Genomic DNA, 16,649 nt, shown 5'->3' with positions numbered 1-16,649 from the left:
GGTGCCCACAGAGTCACCCGAGTCGTCCACGTCCGAGGCTGAAACCGCCACGTCCGACCGTACCGAGAAGTCGCCACGGACGCCGAAGGGCGGCTCCCGCGCCTCCACCCGGGCGGCGGGCTCGAAGGGTGGCTCCGGAAAGTCGGGCCGGTCGGCGTTCGTCGTCGTCGCCAACCGGCTGCCCGTGGACCGCGTGGACACCCCCGACGGGAGTACGCAGTGGCGGCGCAGCCCCGGCGGGCTGGTCACCGCGCTCGACCCGGTGATGAAGGCGAACAAGGGCGCCTGGATCGGCTGGGCCGGGTCCACCGAGGAGGCACCCGAGCCGTTCGACGAGGCCGGCATGCACCTCGTGCCCGTCCCGCTGTCGGCCAAGGAGGTGGAGGAGTACTACGAGGGCTTCTCCAACGCCACCCTGTGGCCGCTCTACCACGACGTGATCGCACCGCCGGTCTACCGCCGCGAGTGGTGGGAGGCGTACGTCAAGGTCAACCGGAGGTTCGCCGAGGCGGCGGCCGAGACGGCGGACGACGGCGCGCTGGTGTGGGTGCACGACTACCAGCTCCAGCTCGTGCCCGAGATGCTCCGCGCCCTGCGCCCGGACCTGCGGATCGGCTACTTCCTGCACATCCCGCTTCCCCCGGTGGAGCTGTTCGCCCGGCTGCCGTGGCGCCAGCAGATCCTGCGCGGCCTGCTCGGCGCGGACCTGGTCGGCTTCCAGCGTCCCGGCGCCGCGTCCAACTTCCTGCGCCTCACCCGCCGGCTGCTCGGCTACCAGACCCAGCGCGACCAGACGTTCCTGCCCGACGGCCGGGTGGTGCGGGCACGGTCGTTCCCCATCTCCATCGACGTGGCCCAGCTGGAGGAGATCGCCCGGCGCCCGGAGACGCAGCGGCGCGCGGAGGAGATCCGGGAGGAGATCGGCTCCCCGTCGAAGGTCCTCCTCGGCATCGACCGGCTCGACTACACCAAGGGCATCGGTGAGCGCATCCACGCGTTCGCCGAGCTCCTCACCGACGGTGTGGTGACGCCGGACGAGGCGACGTTCATCCAGGTCGCGACCCCGAGCCGGGAACGCGTCGAGCAGTACAAACTGCTGCGCGACGAGGTCGAGCTTGCCGTCGGCCGGGTCAACGGCACGCACGGGCGGATCGGCCGGCCAGCGGTGACCTACCTGCACTCATCGCACGACCGCGAGGAGCTGGCCGCGCTGTACCGCGCCGCCGACGTGATGGTGGTGACGCCGCTGCGCGACGGCATGAACCTCGTGGCGAAGGAGTACATCGCCTGCCGGTACGACAACACCGGCGCCCTCCTGTTGAGCGAATTCGCCGGCGCGGCCGACGAGTTCCGGCAAGCTTTCCTTGTCAATCCCTACGACGTGGACGGGCTGAAGACCACCCTGGTCGACGCGCTCCGGCTGGACCCGCGCAACGCCACCCGCCGGATGCGCTCGATGCGCCGGCACCTGGTGGAGCACGACGTGGACCGGTGGGCCAGCTCGTTCCTGAGCGCACTGACGGGAGAGCTCCGGACATGACCGCGCGGCGGCTTCTCGCGCTGGACCTGGGGTCGTCGTCGGTGCGTGCCGTCGTGTGCGACGAACGCGCCGAGCCGCTGCCCGGTCTGCTGGCCCGGCGTGCGGTCACCGCGCGCCAGGACGAGGACGGACGCGGCGAGCTGGACCCGGACGGCTACCTCGCCGACCTGGTGAGCTGCCTGGACGAGCTACACGCGGCCGGGGCACTGGCAGGCGTCGGGGTGGTGGCCACCTCCTCGCAGTGGCACTCGGTGCTCGCGGTGGGTCCGGACGGTACGCCCGCGTCGGCGGTGCTCAGCTGGCTCGACACCCGCGCGCGGCCCCGACCGGACCGGCTGCCCGCCGACCCCGAGGCGTTCCACGCACGCACCGGCGCCTGGGTGCATCCGCTCTACTGGACCACGAAGGTGCCCTGGCTCCGTGCCCAGCTCCGGACCCAGGGCGGGGGCTCACCCGAGGGGCGGCCACTGCGCTTCCTCGGCCTGCCCGACTACCTGCGCGGCGTACTCCTCGGCACCGACGCGACCTCGGTGTCGATGGCCTCCGGCACCGGCCTGCTGGACGTCTCCTCCATGACCTGGGACCCCGAGGCGCTGGCCCTGGCGGAGGTGACCCCGGCCGAGCTGCCCACCGTCGACGACACGCCCGCCCGGCTGACGGCGCGCTGGCGGGACCGCTGGCCGGCGCTCGCCGAGGCACGGTGGGCACCGGCGCTCGGCGACGGTGCCGCGTCCAACCTGGGCAGCGGATGCACCGACGCCGGCACGGTCGGCGTCACCGTCGGCACCTCGGCCGCACTGCGCGTGGTCCACGGGCCCGACGTCGCGCCACCCCCGGCCACCGTCTGGCGCTACCGCGTGGACGCCGACCGGCTGGTGAGCGGGATCGCGTTCTCCGGCGGCGGAGTGCTGCGCGCCTGGGCGGTCCGGCTGCTGCGGCTCGGCGCGGACGCCGAACCCGCGCTCGCGCCCGGCACCAGCGGCCTGGTCTGCCTGCCGATGCAGGCGGGCAGCCGGCCACCCGGAACGATCCCGCCGGGATCCGGCGTGGTCGCCGGGCTGTCCCTGGAGACCTCCCCGGAAGAGCTGCTCGCGGGAACGCTGGAGGGCGTCGCACTCGAGGCGGCGCGTGCCCTGGACACCCTGGAGGGTTCGTTCGGCACCGAGCTGGACGTCGTACTCGGTGGTGGTGCGGTGCACGCCTCGCCGTGGTGGTGCCGGGTGTTCGCGGCCACCTTCGACCGGTCCCTGCGACTTGCCGAGGACCCCGAGGTCGGCGCCCGGGGCGCAGCGGCGCTGGCGCTGGGGATCGACCTGCCTCCGCCGAAGGAGCAGCTCGTGCCCGACCCGGAGGACGTCGTACGCATGACCGCCGCCCGGGTCCGTTACGACCGCCTGCGGAACACGCTGGCCGACGAGCTCGCCCGACATCGCGACTGACGTACGCCGCACAACCTCCACCGAACGCGACCCGAACCCGACCCGAGTCCCGAGTCCCGGCTTCCCGACCAGTCTGACCTTGCGTGATCTGGCATGAACCCTACGCACCGAGCCGCGAACCGGCATGATGCTCCGCAATGGAAGGAGCACCAGGCGTGACCAGACCGCTCGAACGTGAGCTGATCGACGCCGTCCTCGAGCTCAGCGCCAACGCGATCGTGCTGATCGACGAGAGCGGCCGGATCGCGCTCTGGAACGCCGCCGCCGAGTCCGTGCTCGGCTGGCCGGCGGAGGAGGCGCTGGGCCAGGAGGTGCTGACCGCGATGGTCGCGCCGAACTCCCACGCCACCGCCCGGGACCTGCTGGCCAAGCTCGCGGCGAACGGCACCTGGGAGGGAGCCGTCCCGCTGCGGCACCGTGAAGGGCACGCGGTGGTGTGTGCGGTCCGGGCGCGAGCCCTGGCCGGTCACGGCGGCGACGGCGACGAGAGCGACGGCGTCGGTGAGGTGCTGGCGGTCTTCGCCGAGCTGGGCCGGTCCGGCCCCGACGGCCCGGACGGCCGGGCCGGTACGGACGGCGGCGACGACCGGGCCGCGCTGCTGCGCGCCGAACGAGCCGCCCTGCTCCGCGCCGAACGGACCGCGCGCGCCGAACTCGAGCACGTCCGTGACCGGCTCGCCTACGTCGTCCACGCCAGCAGCCGGCTCGCCTCCTCCCTGGACGTGGGCATGACGATGGAGACGGTCGGCGACCTGGTCGTCCCGCGCTTCGGGACCCTGTGCATCATCGACCTGTGGGACGGCCGCCGGCTGGACCGCGTCTACGTCCGCGAGGCCGAGCCCGGCCGGCAGTCCCTGGTCGAGCAGATCCGCGGGCTCGGCGGGTCCCAGCGGGACGGCCACCCGGCGCTGCGCGCGGTGTTCACCGGCCGCCCGGCCGTGCTCACCACCACCGACCCGGATGCCCTCGCCCAGATGTACGCCGACCCGCAGGCGAACACGGTGGTGCACGAGGCGACCCGGGGGGCCGGCTTCCTCGCCGTGCCACTGGTTACCCGCGGCCGGGTGATCGGCGTCCTCACCCTGCTCGGCCCCGGCCACGCGTACGGCCGCGACCTCGCGCCCGGTGAGGACCTCGCCGTGCTCGAACAGGTCGCCACCCGGGCGGCGCAGAGCATCGAGAACGCCCGGCTGTTCGACGCCGAACGCCGGCTGGCCCGCAACCTCGCCGACAGCGAACGCCGGCAGCGGCGTACCGCCCTCACCCTGCAGCGCAGCCTGCTGCCCGCGTGGACCCACCCGCCGGGGGAGCTCGAGGTGGCCACCCGCTACTTCCCGGGTGCGGAGGAGGCCGAGGTCGGCGGCGACTGGTACGACGTGATCCCGGTCGGCCCCGGCCGCACCGCGCTGGTCATCGGCGACGTGATGGGCCGCGGGCTGCGAGCGGCGACGTTCATGGGGCAGGTACGCACCGCGGTGCGCGCCTACGCCCGGCAGGACCTGCGGCCCAAGGAGATCCTCGCCCTGCTCGACGGCGTGGTCGCCGACCTGGGCGACACCGAGATCGTCACCTGCGCGTACGCCGTGTTCGACGCTGCCCGCGGGACGCTGACGTACGCCTCGGCCGGGCACCTCCCGTTGCTCACCGTCGACGGGAACGGCAAGGCGCGGCGGCTGGACCACGAGGCCGGGCTGCCCCTGGGCGTGGCCGCCTCGTCGGCGTCACCGGCGCGGACCGCACCCGAGCACGTCGTCGCCCTGCCGGAGGAGACGACGGTCGCGTTCTACACCGACGGGCTGGTCGAGAACCGCCGGCGCGACGTCGACGCCGGCATCGACGCGCTGGTGGACGCGCTGGCCAAGGCGTCGGGCAGCCTGGAGGGCCTGTGCGACCAGGTGATCGACGCGTTGCGGCCGCCGGGCGGGTATGACGACGACGTGGCGTTGCTGCTGGCCCGGGCGCTGCCACGCACCTGACGAACGAGCCGGGCGGGGCCGGCCGGGCCGGTCAGCGCGGGACAGTCAGCGGGCGACGTTCTCGGTGGCGTCCATGGTGGCGAGCTCGGACCGGCGCGGCAGGCCCTCCCAGTCACCGGCGACCGACACCGCGAAGGCCCCACACACGTTGCCCCGGCGCAGCCGCTGCGCCGGGTCCAGCCCGTCCAGCATCGCGGACAGATAACCCGCGACGAAGGCGTCGCCGGCACCGACCGGGTCGATCAGGCTGACCGCGAGTGCGGGCTCGGTGAAGCTCTCCCCGTCCACCACGGCGTACGCACCGGCCGCACCGCGCTTGAGCACCACCTGCGCCGGCCCGAGCGCGGCCAGCTCCTTGGCCACCTCCTCGACCGAGCCGGCCGGCACCACCATGGCCGCCTCCTCGTCACCGGCGAACACGATGTCCGCGGCGGCAACGAGGTCACGGAAGGCGGCACCCGCCTCGGTCACCGACCACAGGGCTGCGCGGTAGTTGAAGTCGAACGACACGGGTACGCCGGCCGCCCGGGCCGCGTCGACCGCGGTGTGCACGGCGGCACGGGCCGACTCCGACAGCGCCGGGGTGATCCCGGAGACGTGCAGCGTGCGGGCCGCGGCCACCAGGCCGGTGTCGACGTCGTCCGGAGTCAGCCGGGACCCCGCCAGTCCGCGGCGGTAGTAGCTGACACGTACCCGGTCGGCGGTGCGGTGCTCGCGCAGCATCAGCCCGGTGGGCACCTCGGCGTCGGTCCGGACGTGGGAGACGTCGACGCCCTCACCGCGCAAGGCGTCCTTGACGAGGTGGCCGAGCGGGTCGGCGCCCAGCCGGCCGATCCAGGTCGCACTGTGCCCAAGTCGGCTCAGGCCGATGGCGACGTTGGTCTCCGCGCCGCCGAAGGAGATCCGGGCCGGCGCGCCGACCGCGAACGAACCGGTGGTGGTGGCGGCGACCAGAGCCATCGTCTCGCCGAGCGTCACCACGTCGACCGAGCCGGCAGCCGTACTCCCGGCCAACCCCTCCGCCGACCCTTCGACCGGGCCCTCGACCGGACTGGTCATGCGCGACCCACCGGGCTCGCGTCAAGGGTGCCGCTCACGCCGGCGACCAGCGTGCGCGCCCGTCGCGCCAGCGCGTCGAGGTCACCGCTGGGCTCGCAGGCGTCGGCGACCAGCGGGCTGCCCACACCCACCGCGACCGCGCCGGCCCGCAGGTAGGCGCCCGCGTTGTCGACGTCCACACCGCCGGTGGGCACCAGCGGGATGTCGGGCAGCGGGCCGCGGATCGCCTTGATGTACGCCGGTCCGCCGAACGCCGACGCCGGGAACACCTTGACCATCGCCGCGCCCGCCCGCCACGCGGTGAGGATCTCGGTCGGGGTGGCCGCGCCGGGCAGGACGGGTACGCCGAGGCGGTTGGCCTCCTCGATGACGTCGAGGCAGACCGCCGGTGAGATGAGGTACGTCGCGCCCGCGTCGACCGCCTGGCGGGCCTGCTCGGGGGTGATGACCGTGCCGGCGCCCAGAGCGACGTCGGCAGGCTTGCGGGCGGCGTAGGACCGGATGGCGTCGGCGACATCGGGCGCGGTGAACGTGAACTCCACCGCCCGGATGCCCGCGTCCACCAGGACGTCGGTGACCTCGGTGTAGCGCGCGGCCGACGCCGACCGCAGGATCGCCACCGCCGGGCAGATCTCCATCGCCTGCTGCAAGCTCACGCGGGTGCCTCCTCATGGGATGGTCGGACGCGTCGTCCACGGCCTTCGCAGTTTAGGGCGTGTAGTGAGAGGCGGTCACCGGGCAGCGGGCCGGACGGCCGATCCTGCCCGGGTCCGGCCGTGCTCCACGCCTCGCCCGCGTCTTGCCGCGTCTTGTCCACGACCACGCCCCGAGGCCCGCGAGCGCGACCACGCAGGGCTCCCTGCCGGCGTCTGCTGTGACGTACGGCGTCAACTCCTCCTTGCTGTCAAGCGAGCCTTGACAGCTATCGAGCGACGGCGACGGCGTGAGGCGTACCCGGGAACCGCCGGCATCCGCGCGCGTGGCCGAATTCGGACGCAGACCGGCCAAACCCGAGGGCCGAAGCGGCGTTCACGTCCTGACTCCCGCGTAGAAGTGCACTGAGCCGACCGGCTTGACCACGCGGCGTACTGGAGGTTCACTGATCAGCAGCGTTTCGTCCAGATCTCGGACATTTGTCGGAAAGGACGACGCATGACCGTGGCCCGTTCGACCGGTGGTGAGCCCGACCCCACGTCTGCGCTGTCCACCAAGCACCTTCCCGGCGCACAGGTGCGCGACCTGCCCGCGCCGCCGAACCAGACCTGGCGCGTCATCGGTCCCGGGCTGGTGGGTGCCGGGGTGGGCCTGGCCTCCGGCGAGTTCATCCTGTGGCCCTACATCTCCTCCCAGATCGGGCTGGTCTTCTTGTGGGGAGCCGTGCTCGGTGTCATCACCCAGTGGTTCCTCAACATGGAGATCGAGCGCTACACCCTGGCCACCGGGGAGACCGCGCTGACCGGCTTCAGCCGGATGTGGAAACACTGGGGCCTGGTCTTCGCGGTGATGACCTACTTCGCCAACCTCTGGCCTGGCTGGGCGACAAGTTCGGCCACCATGGTGACGTACATCGTGGGCGGCAACGTCACCGCGATCGCGATCGGCATCCTGGTCGTGTGCGGCGCGGTGCTCACCCTCGCGCCGGTGGTCTACACCGCGCTCGAACGCGTCATCGTGGTGAAGCTGGCGGCGATCACCATCCTGATCGTCGGCGCCATCATCTTCGCTTTCACGGCGGACACCTGGCGTGGGCTCGGCTCGGCGGTGACCCATCTCGGACGGTTCCCCGACCTCGACTTCGCGCTGATGCTCGGCGCGATCGCCTACGCCGGAGCCGGCGGCGGGCAGAACCTCTGCCAGAGCAACTGGATCCGGGACAAGCGGTTCGGGATGGGCGCCTACGCACCCCAGTTGGTGAGCACGGTCACCGGCAAGGACACCGGCGCCCCGTCGGCGTTCACGTTCGAGCCGAACGAGTCCAACCTCACCCGCTGGCGGGGCTGGTGGCGGTTCGCCAACATCGAGCAGGCGGCGACGTTCGTCCTCATCACCTGCTTCACCATCGGCTTCATGTCGATGCTGGCGTTCTCGACGGTGTTCGGCCGCTCGGGTCTGAGCCAGGACATCGGTTTCCTGCAGGTCGAGGGCGTGGCACTGCAGGACCGGATCGGCCCGTGGTTCGGCCACTTCTTCTGGGTCATCGGCGCCTACTCGTTGTTCGCGGCGGCGATGGGCATCATCGACTACACCAGCCGGCTGGCCGCGGACCTGCTGGCCACGGTCTACCTCCGCCGCCGCGGCGTCTCCGAGAGCCGCGCCTACTTCTGGCTGGTGTGGGGGCTAGTCGCGTTCGGCTGCGTGGTCCTGCTGGCGGGCCTGAACCAACCCCTTGTCCTGCTGGTCATCTCGTCCTGTGTGAGCGGGGTGATGATGGCCATCTACGGCGTGCTGCTCATCGTGATGAACAAAAGATCACTACCGGTGGCCATCTCGATCCGAAGGTTTCGTACGATCATCATTGCTCTGGCTGTCGCGTTCTACGGCACGCTCGGCCTGATCACGATCTTCCAGCAGGCGCAGAAGCTGTTCGACTGACGCACTGACGCACTACTGAGGTACGACTGACGTACGACCGGAGTTCGAACGGCGCCCCGATCCCGCGGCGTTCGGCGCAGCAGCACAAGCCACGCGACAACTGAAGTAACGACAGACCCGTCAGACGGTCCGGCTCGTTGGTCAAAGGGGGACCCGGTGAGCCCGCATACTCGCGACAGCCTGTCCACACATCTTCTCGACGAGATACTCGCCGGACGGATCGCATCCGGCACCAAGTTGCCACCCGAACGCGAACTCGCCCGGAGGTTCGGCCTGTCCCGCCCGATCGTGCGGGAGGTGCTGCGCGGGCTCGCCGAACGCGGGTTCGTGGAGATCCTGCCGTCCAGGGGAACCTACGTCCGTGAGGCGCAGGCCAGCGACGGCGCACGGTCTCTGGACACGTCCTACCGCCGGCGCAACACCACCGTGCGCGAGCTCACCGAGGCTCGCTCGATGCTGGAGACCCGGGCCGCCGGGCTGGCCGCCACCAACGCAACCGGGGTCGAGGTGGCGGCGATGCGCCGGTGCCTGGACGACCTCAAGATCACGACGTACGTCCTGGAACAGGCCCGGCTCGACCTCGCCTTCCACGCGCTGGTCATACACGCGAGCCACAACACCGTGCTGGAGTCGATGTACGCGTCGATCACCACGCTGACGTTCGAGCTGATGCTGCGCAGCCTGTCCGACCGGCAGGTGCGCCAGGCCGGGACACCCCTGCACGAGCCGATCTGGGAGGCGATCCGCGACCACGACGCTGCCGCGGCCACCGAGGCGATGCGGATGCACCTGGAGGTGGCGAAGGAGCTGTACGGCACCGACCTCGACCGCGGTGTCGACCAGGTGGCCCAGCGGGAGCTGCAGCGGATGCTCGGCCCGGCAGCCTCGCTGGAGGGCCTGCTGGAGGAGGTCGCACGGCGGCAGGCGGCGTTCATCCGGGCACCGTCGGCCCGGCCGTAGTGAGGCCCGGACGAGCCGACAGTGCCTCGTGGGAAGGTCGTACTCAGCTGAAGTACGTTCCGCCGTTGAGGTCGATGACCGACCCGGTGCAGAACGCGCCGAGGTCGGAGACGAGGTAGAGCACCGCGCCGGCCACGTCGTCGGGGAAGCCCGCACGGCGTAGCGGCGTGGCGTCAATCGTCGCCTGCTGCTGGTCCGGCGGGGTGAACGCCTCGTGGAACGGCGTGTCCAGGATCAGTCCCGGCGCCACCGCGTTGACGGTGATGCCGCGCGGCCCGACCTCCTTGGCCAGCCCGCGGGTGAGGCCGTGCATGCCGGCCTTCGCGGCGCCGTACGCGGCCGCGCCCGGACCGCCGCCGTTGCGGCCGGCGACCGAGGAGATGTTGACGATCCGGCCGCCGTCGGGCAGGTGGCGCAGCGCCGCGCGGCTGCAGGCGAACGCGCTGAACAGGTTGACGTCGAGGACCTTGTGCCAGTGCTCGTCCGACATCTCGGCAACCGGTTGCCGGCCGATCAGTCCACCGGCGTTGTTCACCAGGATGTCCAGCTTCCCGCCGAACTCGCCTGCGGTGGCGTCCACCACCGCGTCCACCTGTCCGCTGTCGGACGCGTCGAGTTCGTACGCCGCGGACCGGCGGCCCAGCTCGGCGATCTCCTTCGCCACGGCCGCGCCGTCGTGGCTGCGGTAGGTCACCGCGACGTCTGCACCGGCCTCGGCCAGGGCGAGCGCGACGCCGCGCCCGATGCCGGTGGCGCCACCGGTGACGAGTGCCGATCGGCCGGACAGGTCGAGCTTCATGTGAGGTCTCCTCTTCGGGGGTTCAGGATCTTGCCCTGAACTGGGACGAGTACCGGGTGGTCAGGCGAGCACGCCCACGGAGTCGGCCGCGACGGCGTACCGCAGAGGTTCGGCGCGTAGGAACCGAACGACGTCCTCGACCATCGCCTGCCCCTGCCGGGCGTGGGAGTCGACGGTGTGGCCGGCGGTGTGCGGGGACAGGATCGCGTTCGGGAGCTGCCGCCACGGGCTGTCCGGCGCCAGCGGCTCGGTCGGGAACACGTCCAGTGCGGCTCGGATCCGGCCCGACCGAAGCTCCGCTGCCAGGGCGTCCCCGTCGACCAGGCCACCCCGCGCGGCGTTGACCAGCAGCGCGCCGTCGGCCAGCAGCGAGAGTTCCCGGGCGCCGAGCAGCCCCTGGGTCCGCGGCAGCAGCGGCGCGTGCAGCGTCACCACGTCGCTGCCACGCAAGAGGTCGTCCAGCTCCACCTGTGTCACCCCGAGGTCGGCGGCCTCCGCTCCGGTGAGCAACGGGTCGGCGACGAGCACCCGCGCGCCGAACGCCCGCAGCAGGCCGATCACCGCCCGGCCGGTCCGGCTGGCGCCCACCACGCCGACGGTCCGCGCACCGAGCAGCCGGCCGGGGTACCGCTCCCGCAGCGCGGCCCACTCCTGTCCGGTGCGCAGGCCGGCGTCGAGGGCCGGCAGGTCACGCAACGCCAACAGGATCTGCGAGATCACGAGTTCGGCCACCGAGTCGGCGATCAGCCCGGCCGCCTGGCACACCGTCAGCCGGCCACCGATCGTGTCCTGTGGGACCAGTGCCCGGATACTGCCCGCGGTGTGCGCCACCAGCCGCAGGTCCGGGGAGTTCGCCAGCACCTGTTCGGTGATCGGCGGCGTACCCCACCCGGTGAGGCAGGCGGCCGCACCGTCCAGCAGCTCCGCCAGGTCCCACTCACCGGGCGGACCCTCGGCCCACCGCACCCGCGCCGCTTCGGCGAGCATGGCCTCGGCCGCCGGGGTCAGCACCATCGCACGGGTCTGCTCGGTCAGCAGGACCGCCACCACCGCAGGCGATTCGGTCGACATCCGCACTACCTCCCTCACCGCGCGCCGGGGGTCCCGGGCACTCCTCTAAGGCTGGCTGGGGTAGAGCAACAACTCCGGTACGTACGCCCTGCTCGGCAACGCCATCACCGCGAGACACATCCGGGCGACGTCGTCCGGTCGCAGCGCGGCGGCCAGCTGTTCGGGGGTCGGCGCCACCGGCCGGCGTTCGACCAACGGGGTGTCGGTGAACCCCGGGAACAGCACGCTGACCCGAATGCCGTTCGCCCGCTCCTCCTCCATCGTGGCGTGCGCGAGGGCGGCAACACCAGCCTTGCTGGCCTGGTATCCGACACCGGACGCGTCCGGGCGCTTCGCCGCCGAGGAGGAGATGTGCACGAGCAGGCCGTCGCCCTGCGCGCGGAACGTCGGCAGCACGGCCTGGGTGAGGACGTACGCCGCGTCGAGATTGGTCGACAGCAGCTCCCGCCACCCGGCCGGGCCGAGTTCGGTCAGGGACCGCTCACGCACGTTGGTGCCCACGCTGTTGACGAGTACGTCCAGACCGCCGTACTCGCGCACCGCCACGTCGACGGCGCGGCCAACCGCGTCGGCGTCGGTGGCGTCACCGGCCACGACGAGCGCCTGTCCCCCGGCCGCGCCGATCTCCTCAGCCAGCTTGGTGAGCGCGTCGGCCCGCCGGGCGAACAGCACCAGGCGAGCGCCTGCCCGGGCGGCGGCGAGGGCGGTGGCACGGCCCATCCCGCTGCTCGCGCCGGCCACCAGTACCCGCCTGCCGGACAGGCCCTCGTCGGTCATCCCGTCCCTGCTCACCCCGTCGGTCACGCCGTCGCCGGTCACGCCGGCACGTCGTCCCTCGTCAAGGTGCCGTTGACACGACGCGGAATGCCCAGCACGTTACGGTCGCGCAGCGCCTCCGGCAGGAGCTCCTCCGGCATCGTCTGGTAGCTCACCGGCCGCAGGAACCTGCGGATAGCGGTGGTACCCACCGACGTGTGCAGGGAGGCCGTGGTGGCGGGCCAGGGGCCGCCGTGCTGCATGGCGTACGTCACCGAGACACCGGTCGGCCAGCCGCCCCACAGGATCCGGCCGGCGCAGTCGCGCAGCAGGTCCATCAGCCAGGCGAGGTCACCGGTCTCGGACTCCTCGCCGTGGATGGTCGCGGTCAGGTTGCCGCCGAAGGCCTCAGCGGCCCGGCGCAGCTCGTCCTGGCCGTCGTACTCAACCACCAGCGAGAAGGGGCCGAAGCACTCCTCCAGCAACGTGTCGGCCTTGTCCAGCAGCACCGGAACTGTGGTCTTCACCAGCGTCGGTCCGGCCACCAGGCCGTCCACTCCGGACGCCTCGACGAGCGGCGTCACACCGGGGGTGGCGACCAGCTTCGCAAGGCCCTCGCCGTAGCCCTCGGCGATGCGCTTGTTCAGCAGCGAGGCCGGGGCCACGTCACCGGCCGCCGCGACGATCGCGTCGTCCAGTCCGTGCCCGGCGGGGACGAACAGCAGGCCGGGCTTGGTGCAGAACTGGCCGGCACCGAGCGTCGCCGAGCCGACGAAGCCGGAGGCGATCTCGTCCCCGCGCGCCTTGATCGCGCCGGGGGTCACGAAGACCGGGTTGAGGCTGCCCAGCTCGCCGTAGAACGGAATCGGGTCCGGTCGCTGGGAGGCGATGTCGAACAATGCCCGCCCGCCGGGGATCGAACCGGTGAACGAGCCCGCCTTGATCCGCGGGTCCTTCAGCGCCTCGACGCCGCGTTCGAAACTGAAGATCACGTCGAACGTGCCGTGCGGCGCGCCCGCCTCGGCCAGTGCGCCGCGGACGATCTCGCCGGTCCGCTGGGACAGCCGCGGGTGGCCGGAGTGGGCCTTGACGACGATCGGGTTGCCGGCCGCGAGTCCGGAGGCGGTGTCGCCGCCGGCCACGCTGAACGCGAACGGGAAATTGCTGGCGGCGTACACCAGCACCGGTCCGAGCGGCACCAACATGCGGCGCAGGTCCGGACGCGGGCCCATGCCCCAGTCGGGGTCGGCCTGGTCGACGATCGCCTCGAGGTAGGAGCCCTCCTCCAGCACCTCGCCGAACAACCGCAGCTGGAACGTCGTCCGGGTCAGCTCGCCCTTCAGCCGGGCCTCGGCCAGGTGCGACTCCTCCATCGCCAGGGGCACGAGCTCGTCCGCGGCGGCGTCGAGCGCGTCGGCCACGGCCCGCAGCAGCCGGGCGCGTTCGGCCGGTCGCAACGCACCGAGCGGCCCCGCGGCGGCGGTGGCGGCCGCGAGGACCGACTCCAGCTCCGCGGACGTCGTCGGGCTCGGAGCGGTCGTGGGTGCGGTCATCGGGCTACCTCCCGGGCGAACGGATCGGACAGGGCGTCGACGAGCCACGACAGGGGCTCCTTGCCGACCACCACCGGATTGGACAGTACGCCGACCTCGGCGACCTCGATCTCCACGCGGTCACCGCCTGCGAGGGTGAACGACATCTCCGGGATGATCCCGGTGCCGGTGGCGAGGAACGCGCCGGCCGGGTGGGCGTCACCGCGGAAGAGGTAGTCGACCAGCGTCGGCAGGTCGCGGTGCATCCGCGCGGTCGACGTCTCGCCCTTCCAGGCGGTCTGGCCGTCGCGGACGACGGCGAGGGTGATGTCGAGCGAGGTGACGTCGGGGATCTCCCAGGCCGGGCGGATGCCGGTCGAGATCGCACAGCTTCCGGCGTAGACCTTGGCCTGGGGCAGGTAGAGCGGGTTCTCGCCCTCGATGGCGCGCGAGCTCATGTCGTTGCAGGTGACGTACCCGACGACCTCGCCGTACGCGTTGGCGACGACACCCAGCTCGGGCTCGGGCACGTCCAGGCCGGAGTCGGCGCGGATCGCGACCGGCTCGCCAGTGGTGACGACCCGCCAGGCAGGTGCCTTGAAGAAGAGTTCGGGGCGCTGCGCCTCGTACACCTTCTGGTAGGCGTCCTTCTGGCTGCTCTCCTCGACCCGGGCCGCCATCGAGCGCTCGTACGTCACGCCGGAGGCCCACACCTCGGTCAGCCCGTCGACCGGCGGGAGCAGCAGCACCTGCGACTCGTCCAGGCCGTCCGCGCCGGCGCCGGAACCTTCCAGCAGGCCGCGCAGCTCCGCGAGGGGCAGCCGGAGCAGCTCGCTGACACTGCCGACCCCGGCCAGCGGACTCACCCGGCCGGCACGTCGGACTCCTACCCGGACCGCACGGTCGCTGCGATCGGCGTATCGGACGATCTCCACGGGACCTCCTCAGCCAGTCAACTGACAGTCATCTGATGTGTGGCGGTCTGCGCAAGTCTTGCAAAGAACCACCGGAACGTCTCACCCCGGTCCGCCCCGGTCCGCCGCGGTGACCGGCACGTGCCCCAGCCGGACGGACAACGCGCTCGCCCCCTCCCGGGCCAGACCCGCCAACTCGGCAGCGCGTTCGGGTGACCAGCGGACGGTGGGGACGGAGATGCTCATCGCCGCGACGGTGGTTCCGGTGTGGTCGGCGACCGGCGCGGCCACGCAGGCGACCGCCTCATTGGACTCGCAGTACTCCTGCGCCAGCCCGTCAGCGCGGACCGTGCCGAGGCGTTCGCGCAACTGCCGTGAGGTGGTGAGGCTGCGGGCGGTCAACCCGGGCAGGCGCCGTCCGGGCGGGAACAGCGTGTCCAGGGTGCGCTGCTCCAGCCGGGCCAGCAGCATCAGGCCGACCGCCGTGCAGTGCGCGGGGAGCCGGCGGCCGACCGCGGACACCATCCGGACCGGGTGCGTGCTGTCCACCTTCGCGACGTACACCACGTCCCGGCCCTCGAGCACCGCCACGTGCACGGTCTCGTCGCAGGCGGCCGCGACCTCCTCCGCCGCGGCCTGGCCCTCCCGGGCGAGGTCGAGGCGTTCGGCGTAGGCGGAACCGAGGTGGAACACCCCCACGCCGAGCCGGAACCGATGTGGCTGGCCGGGAACCGGGGCGAGGTAGGAGCGCTCGACCAGGGTGCCGACGAGTTCGTGCACGGTCGTACGAGGAAGGCCGAGCCGGCCGTGGATCTCCGGAATCGACAGCTCCTCGGTCGTCCCGAACAGTTCGAGGACGTCCAGCGCACGGAGCACCGCGGGCACCGCTCGGCCCATGCCTTCCGCACCTCCACAAGCGTGTTCGGCCCCCGCGGGCTGCTGTTCGTCCATCCGAACGCAACTTGACGGCAGTGTGGCCAGATCGCAACGATGTCCGAGTATACGGATGTCGTTCGAGATACCGGACAACACTTCTTCTAGGGGGACCTCGTGGCCGGGACACCAGCGTCGCACCTGTTGGACATCCTCGACCTCCCCCGGGGTGACCTGAACGACCTGCCCGCTTCGGCCAAGCGGTTCCCCGACGGGGTCCGTTACCGGGTGGAGATCCCGAGCACCGAGGGGCCGCGCTGCCTGGAGGCGGTGCTGGAGGAGTCCGAACGCCTGGAGGTGCCGGTACGCCGGATCTCCCAGGGCAGCGGGGTGTTCCTGCTCACCGACGCCGAACTGGACGAGATGGCCGAGCAGGCCCGGGCCGCCGGCGTGGAGGTGAGCCTGTTCGCCCGCCCGTGTGCCGGGTGGGGCACCTCGGCCACCGCGCGCTCTCAGGCCGGCGGCGGGTTCGCGGCCACCGCGCACGGGCAGGACCAGGTGTCCGCGGTGCTCGAGGACGTCGTCCGGGCCGCCGAGCACGGCATCCGCAGCGTGCTGATCTCCGACCTCGGCGTCCTGGCGGCGTTCGGGAAGCTGCGGGCCGCAGGGCACCTGCCCGCCGACATGCAGGCCAAGGTGTCGGTGATGCTGCCGGTCACCAACGCGGCCACCGCGCGAGTGCTGGAGGACCTCGGCGCCGACACGCTCAACCTGGCAACGGACCTGAGCCTGGCGCAGATCGCCGCGATCCGCGCCGTCGTGGACGTGCCGCTGGACGTGTACGTCGAGGCGCCGGACAACCTCGGCGGCTACGTCCGGCACCACGAACTCCCCCGCCTGATCGAGGTGGCCGCGCCGGTGTATGTCAAGTTCGGCTTGCGCAACGCGCCGGACGTCTACCCCGCCGGCACCCACCTGGAAGCCACCACGGTCGCACTCACCCGCGAACGCGTGCGGCGGGCCCGACTCGGAATGGACCTGCTGGCTCGCCACGGTGCGGCGGAGGCCACGTCGGAGCGCAACGCTGCGGGTCTCGCGGTCCCGGTCAAGGCCACGACCGCCTGACCCCCGGCCTCGC

General features: G+C 72.2%; 14 protein-coding genes. 6 read left to right on the top strand and 8 right to left on the bottom strand.

The features are described from left to right. The first annotated feature begins 1 nt into the window (after position 1). From F4554_RS04880 to F4554_RS04870, 3 genes are all read left to right on the top strand, one after another. Positions 2 to 1,540: a trehalose-6-phosphate synthase gene (locus F4554_RS04880; RefSeq protein WP_179786263.1), complete on the top strand. Its 1,539-nt coding sequence runs from the start codon at positions 2 to 4 to the stop codon at positions 1,538 to 1,540. Beyond that, positions 1,537 to 2,979: an FGGY family carbohydrate kinase gene (locus F4554_RS04875; protein WP_179786262.1), complete on the top strand. Its 1,443-nt coding sequence runs from the start codon at positions 1,537 to 1,539 to the stop codon at positions 2,977 to 2,979. Before F4554_RS04880 ends, F4554_RS04875 begins: the two co-directional genes overlap by 4 nt. Positions 2,980 to 3,134: 155 nt before the next feature. Next, positions 3,135 to 4,955 (top strand): SpoIIE family protein phosphatase, encoded by a 1,821-nt coding sequence (locus F4554_RS04870; protein ID WP_179786261.1) that lies wholly within the window; start codon positions 3,135 to 3,137, stop codon positions 4,953 to 4,955. 45 nt (positions 4,956 to 5,000) lie between these two features. Here F4554_RS04870 and F4554_RS04865 read toward each other — a convergent pair whose 3' ends face one another. Together F4554_RS04865 and F4554_RS04860 are read right to left on the bottom strand one after the other, a co-directional pair. Continuing rightward, complete coding sequence (locus tag F4554_RS04865) at positions 5,001 to 6,014, bottom strand: sugar kinase (RefSeq protein ID WP_179786260.1); 1,014 nt, start codon at positions 6,012 to 6,014, stop codon at positions 5,001 to 5,003. Then, positions 6,011 to 6,670 carry a bifunctional 4-hydroxy-2-oxoglutarate aldolase/2-dehydro-3-deoxy-phosphogluconate aldolase gene (locus tag F4554_RS04860; protein ID WP_337795875.1) on the bottom strand — a complete coding sequence of 220 codons (660 nt, stop codon included), beginning with the start codon at positions 6,668 to 6,670 and terminating at the stop codon, positions 6,011 to 6,013. The genes F4554_RS04865 and F4554_RS04860 overlap by 4 nt, the downstream gene beginning before the upstream one ends. A gap of 496 nt (positions 6,671 to 7,166) precedes the next feature. On the opposite strand from F4554_RS04860, the gene F4554_RS04855 reads away from it, so the two are divergent. Next, positions 7,167 to 8,606: an Nramp family divalent metal transporter gene (locus F4554_RS04855; protein ID WP_179786259.1), complete on the top strand. Its 1,440-nt coding sequence runs from the start codon at positions 7,167 to 7,169 to the stop codon at positions 8,604 to 8,606. Positions 8,607 to 8,762: 156 nt separating this feature from the next. Next, a complete protein-coding gene (locus F4554_RS04850) occupies positions 8,763 to 9,566 on the top strand; it encodes an FCD domain-containing protein (protein WP_179786258.1) in 804 nt (267 codons plus the stop codon). Positions 9,567 to 9,609: 43 nt separating this feature from the next. On the opposite strand, the gene F4554_RS04845 is transcribed toward F4554_RS04850, so the two are convergent. The 6 genes from F4554_RS04845 to F4554_RS04820 all read right to left on the bottom strand — a co-directional run bounded on the left by F4554_RS04845 (position 9,610) and on the right by F4554_RS04820 (position 15,535). After that, the gene (locus tag F4554_RS04845; RefSeq protein WP_179786257.1) at positions 9,610 to 10,365 is read right to left on the bottom strand and encodes an SDR family NAD(P)-dependent oxidoreductase; all 756 of its coding nucleotides are present in this window, start codon (positions 10,363 to 10,365) and stop codon (positions 9,610 to 9,612) included. 60 nt (positions 10,366 to 10,425) lie between these two features. Continuing rightward, positions 10,426 to 11,436 (bottom strand): hydroxyacid dehydrogenase, encoded by a 1,011-nt coding sequence (locus tag F4554_RS04840; protein WP_179786256.1) that lies wholly within the window; start codon positions 11,434 to 11,436, stop codon positions 10,426 to 10,428. Between the two features lie 45 nt (positions 11,437 to 11,481). After that, entirely contained in the window at positions 11,482 to 12,255 is a 774-nt protein-coding gene (locus tag F4554_RS04835; protein ID WP_337795874.1) for an SDR family oxidoreductase, read from the bottom strand. Further along, positions 12,252 to 13,745 (bottom strand): aldehyde dehydrogenase (NADP(+)), encoded by a 1,494-nt coding sequence (locus tag F4554_RS04830; RefSeq protein WP_179786255.1) that lies wholly within the window; start codon positions 13,743 to 13,745, stop codon positions 12,252 to 12,254. Before F4554_RS04830 ends, F4554_RS04835 begins: the two co-directional genes overlap by 4 nt. Next, entirely contained in the window at positions 13,742 to 14,659 is a 918-nt protein-coding gene (locus F4554_RS04825) for a fumarylacetoacetate hydrolase family protein (protein WP_179786254.1), read from the bottom strand. The genes F4554_RS04830 and F4554_RS04825 overlap by 4 nt, the downstream gene beginning before the upstream one ends. 81 nt (positions 14,660 to 14,740) lie before the next feature. Further along, positions 14,741 to 15,535, bottom strand: a complete 795-nt coding sequence (locus tag F4554_RS04820) for an IclR family transcriptional regulator (protein WP_179786253.1) — start codon at positions 15,533 to 15,535, stop codon at positions 14,741 to 14,743. A gap of 153 nt (positions 15,536 to 15,688) precedes the next feature. On the opposite strand from F4554_RS04820, the gene F4554_RS04815 reads away from it, so the two are divergent. After that, positions 15,689 to 16,636: a U32 family peptidase gene (locus tag F4554_RS04815; protein ID WP_337795873.1), complete on the top strand. Its 948-nt coding sequence runs from the start codon at positions 15,689 to 15,691 to the stop codon at positions 16,634 to 16,636. Positions 16,637 to 16,649: the final 13 nt, after the last annotated feature.

Source organism: Actinopolymorpha rutila, from assembly GCF_013407855.1.
GTDB lineage: Bacteria > Actinomycetota > Actinomycetes > Propionibacteriales > Actinopolymorphaceae > Actinopolymorpha > Actinopolymorpha rutila.
The sequence above is the reverse complement of the archived record's forward strand: the minus strand, read 5'-3'. Positions and strand labels throughout refer to the sequence as shown.

Bases quoted from the DNA above. Each gene is read 5' to 3' on its own strand.
- F4554_RS04875 (WP_179786262.1), top strand. From the start codon at position 1,537: ATGACCGCGCGGCGGCTTCTCGCGCTGGACCTGGGGTCGTCGTCGGTG.
- F4554_RS04865 (WP_179786260.1), bottom strand. From the start codon at position 6,014: ATGACCAGTCCGGTCGAGGGCCCGGTCGAAGGGTCGGCGGAGGGGTTG.
- F4554_RS04855 (WP_179786259.1), top strand. From the start codon at position 7,167: ATGACCGTGGCCCGTTCGACCGGTGGTGAGCCCGACCCCACGTCTGCG.
- F4554_RS04845 (WP_179786257.1), bottom strand. From the start codon at position 10,365: ATGAAGCTCGACCTGTCCGGCCGATCGGCACTCGTCACCGGTGGCGCC.
- F4554_RS04840 (WP_179786256.1), bottom strand. From the start codon at position 11,436: ATGTCGACCGAATCGCCTGCGGTGGTGGCGGTCCTGCTGACCGAGCAG.
- F4554_RS04830 (WP_179786255.1), bottom strand. From the start codon at position 13,745: ATGACCGCACCCACGACCGCTCCGAGCCCGACGACGTCCGCGGAGCTG.
- F4554_RS04820 (WP_179786253.1), bottom strand. From the start codon at position 15,535: ATGGGCCGAGCGGTGCCCGCGGTGCTCCGTGCGCTGGACGTCCTCGAA.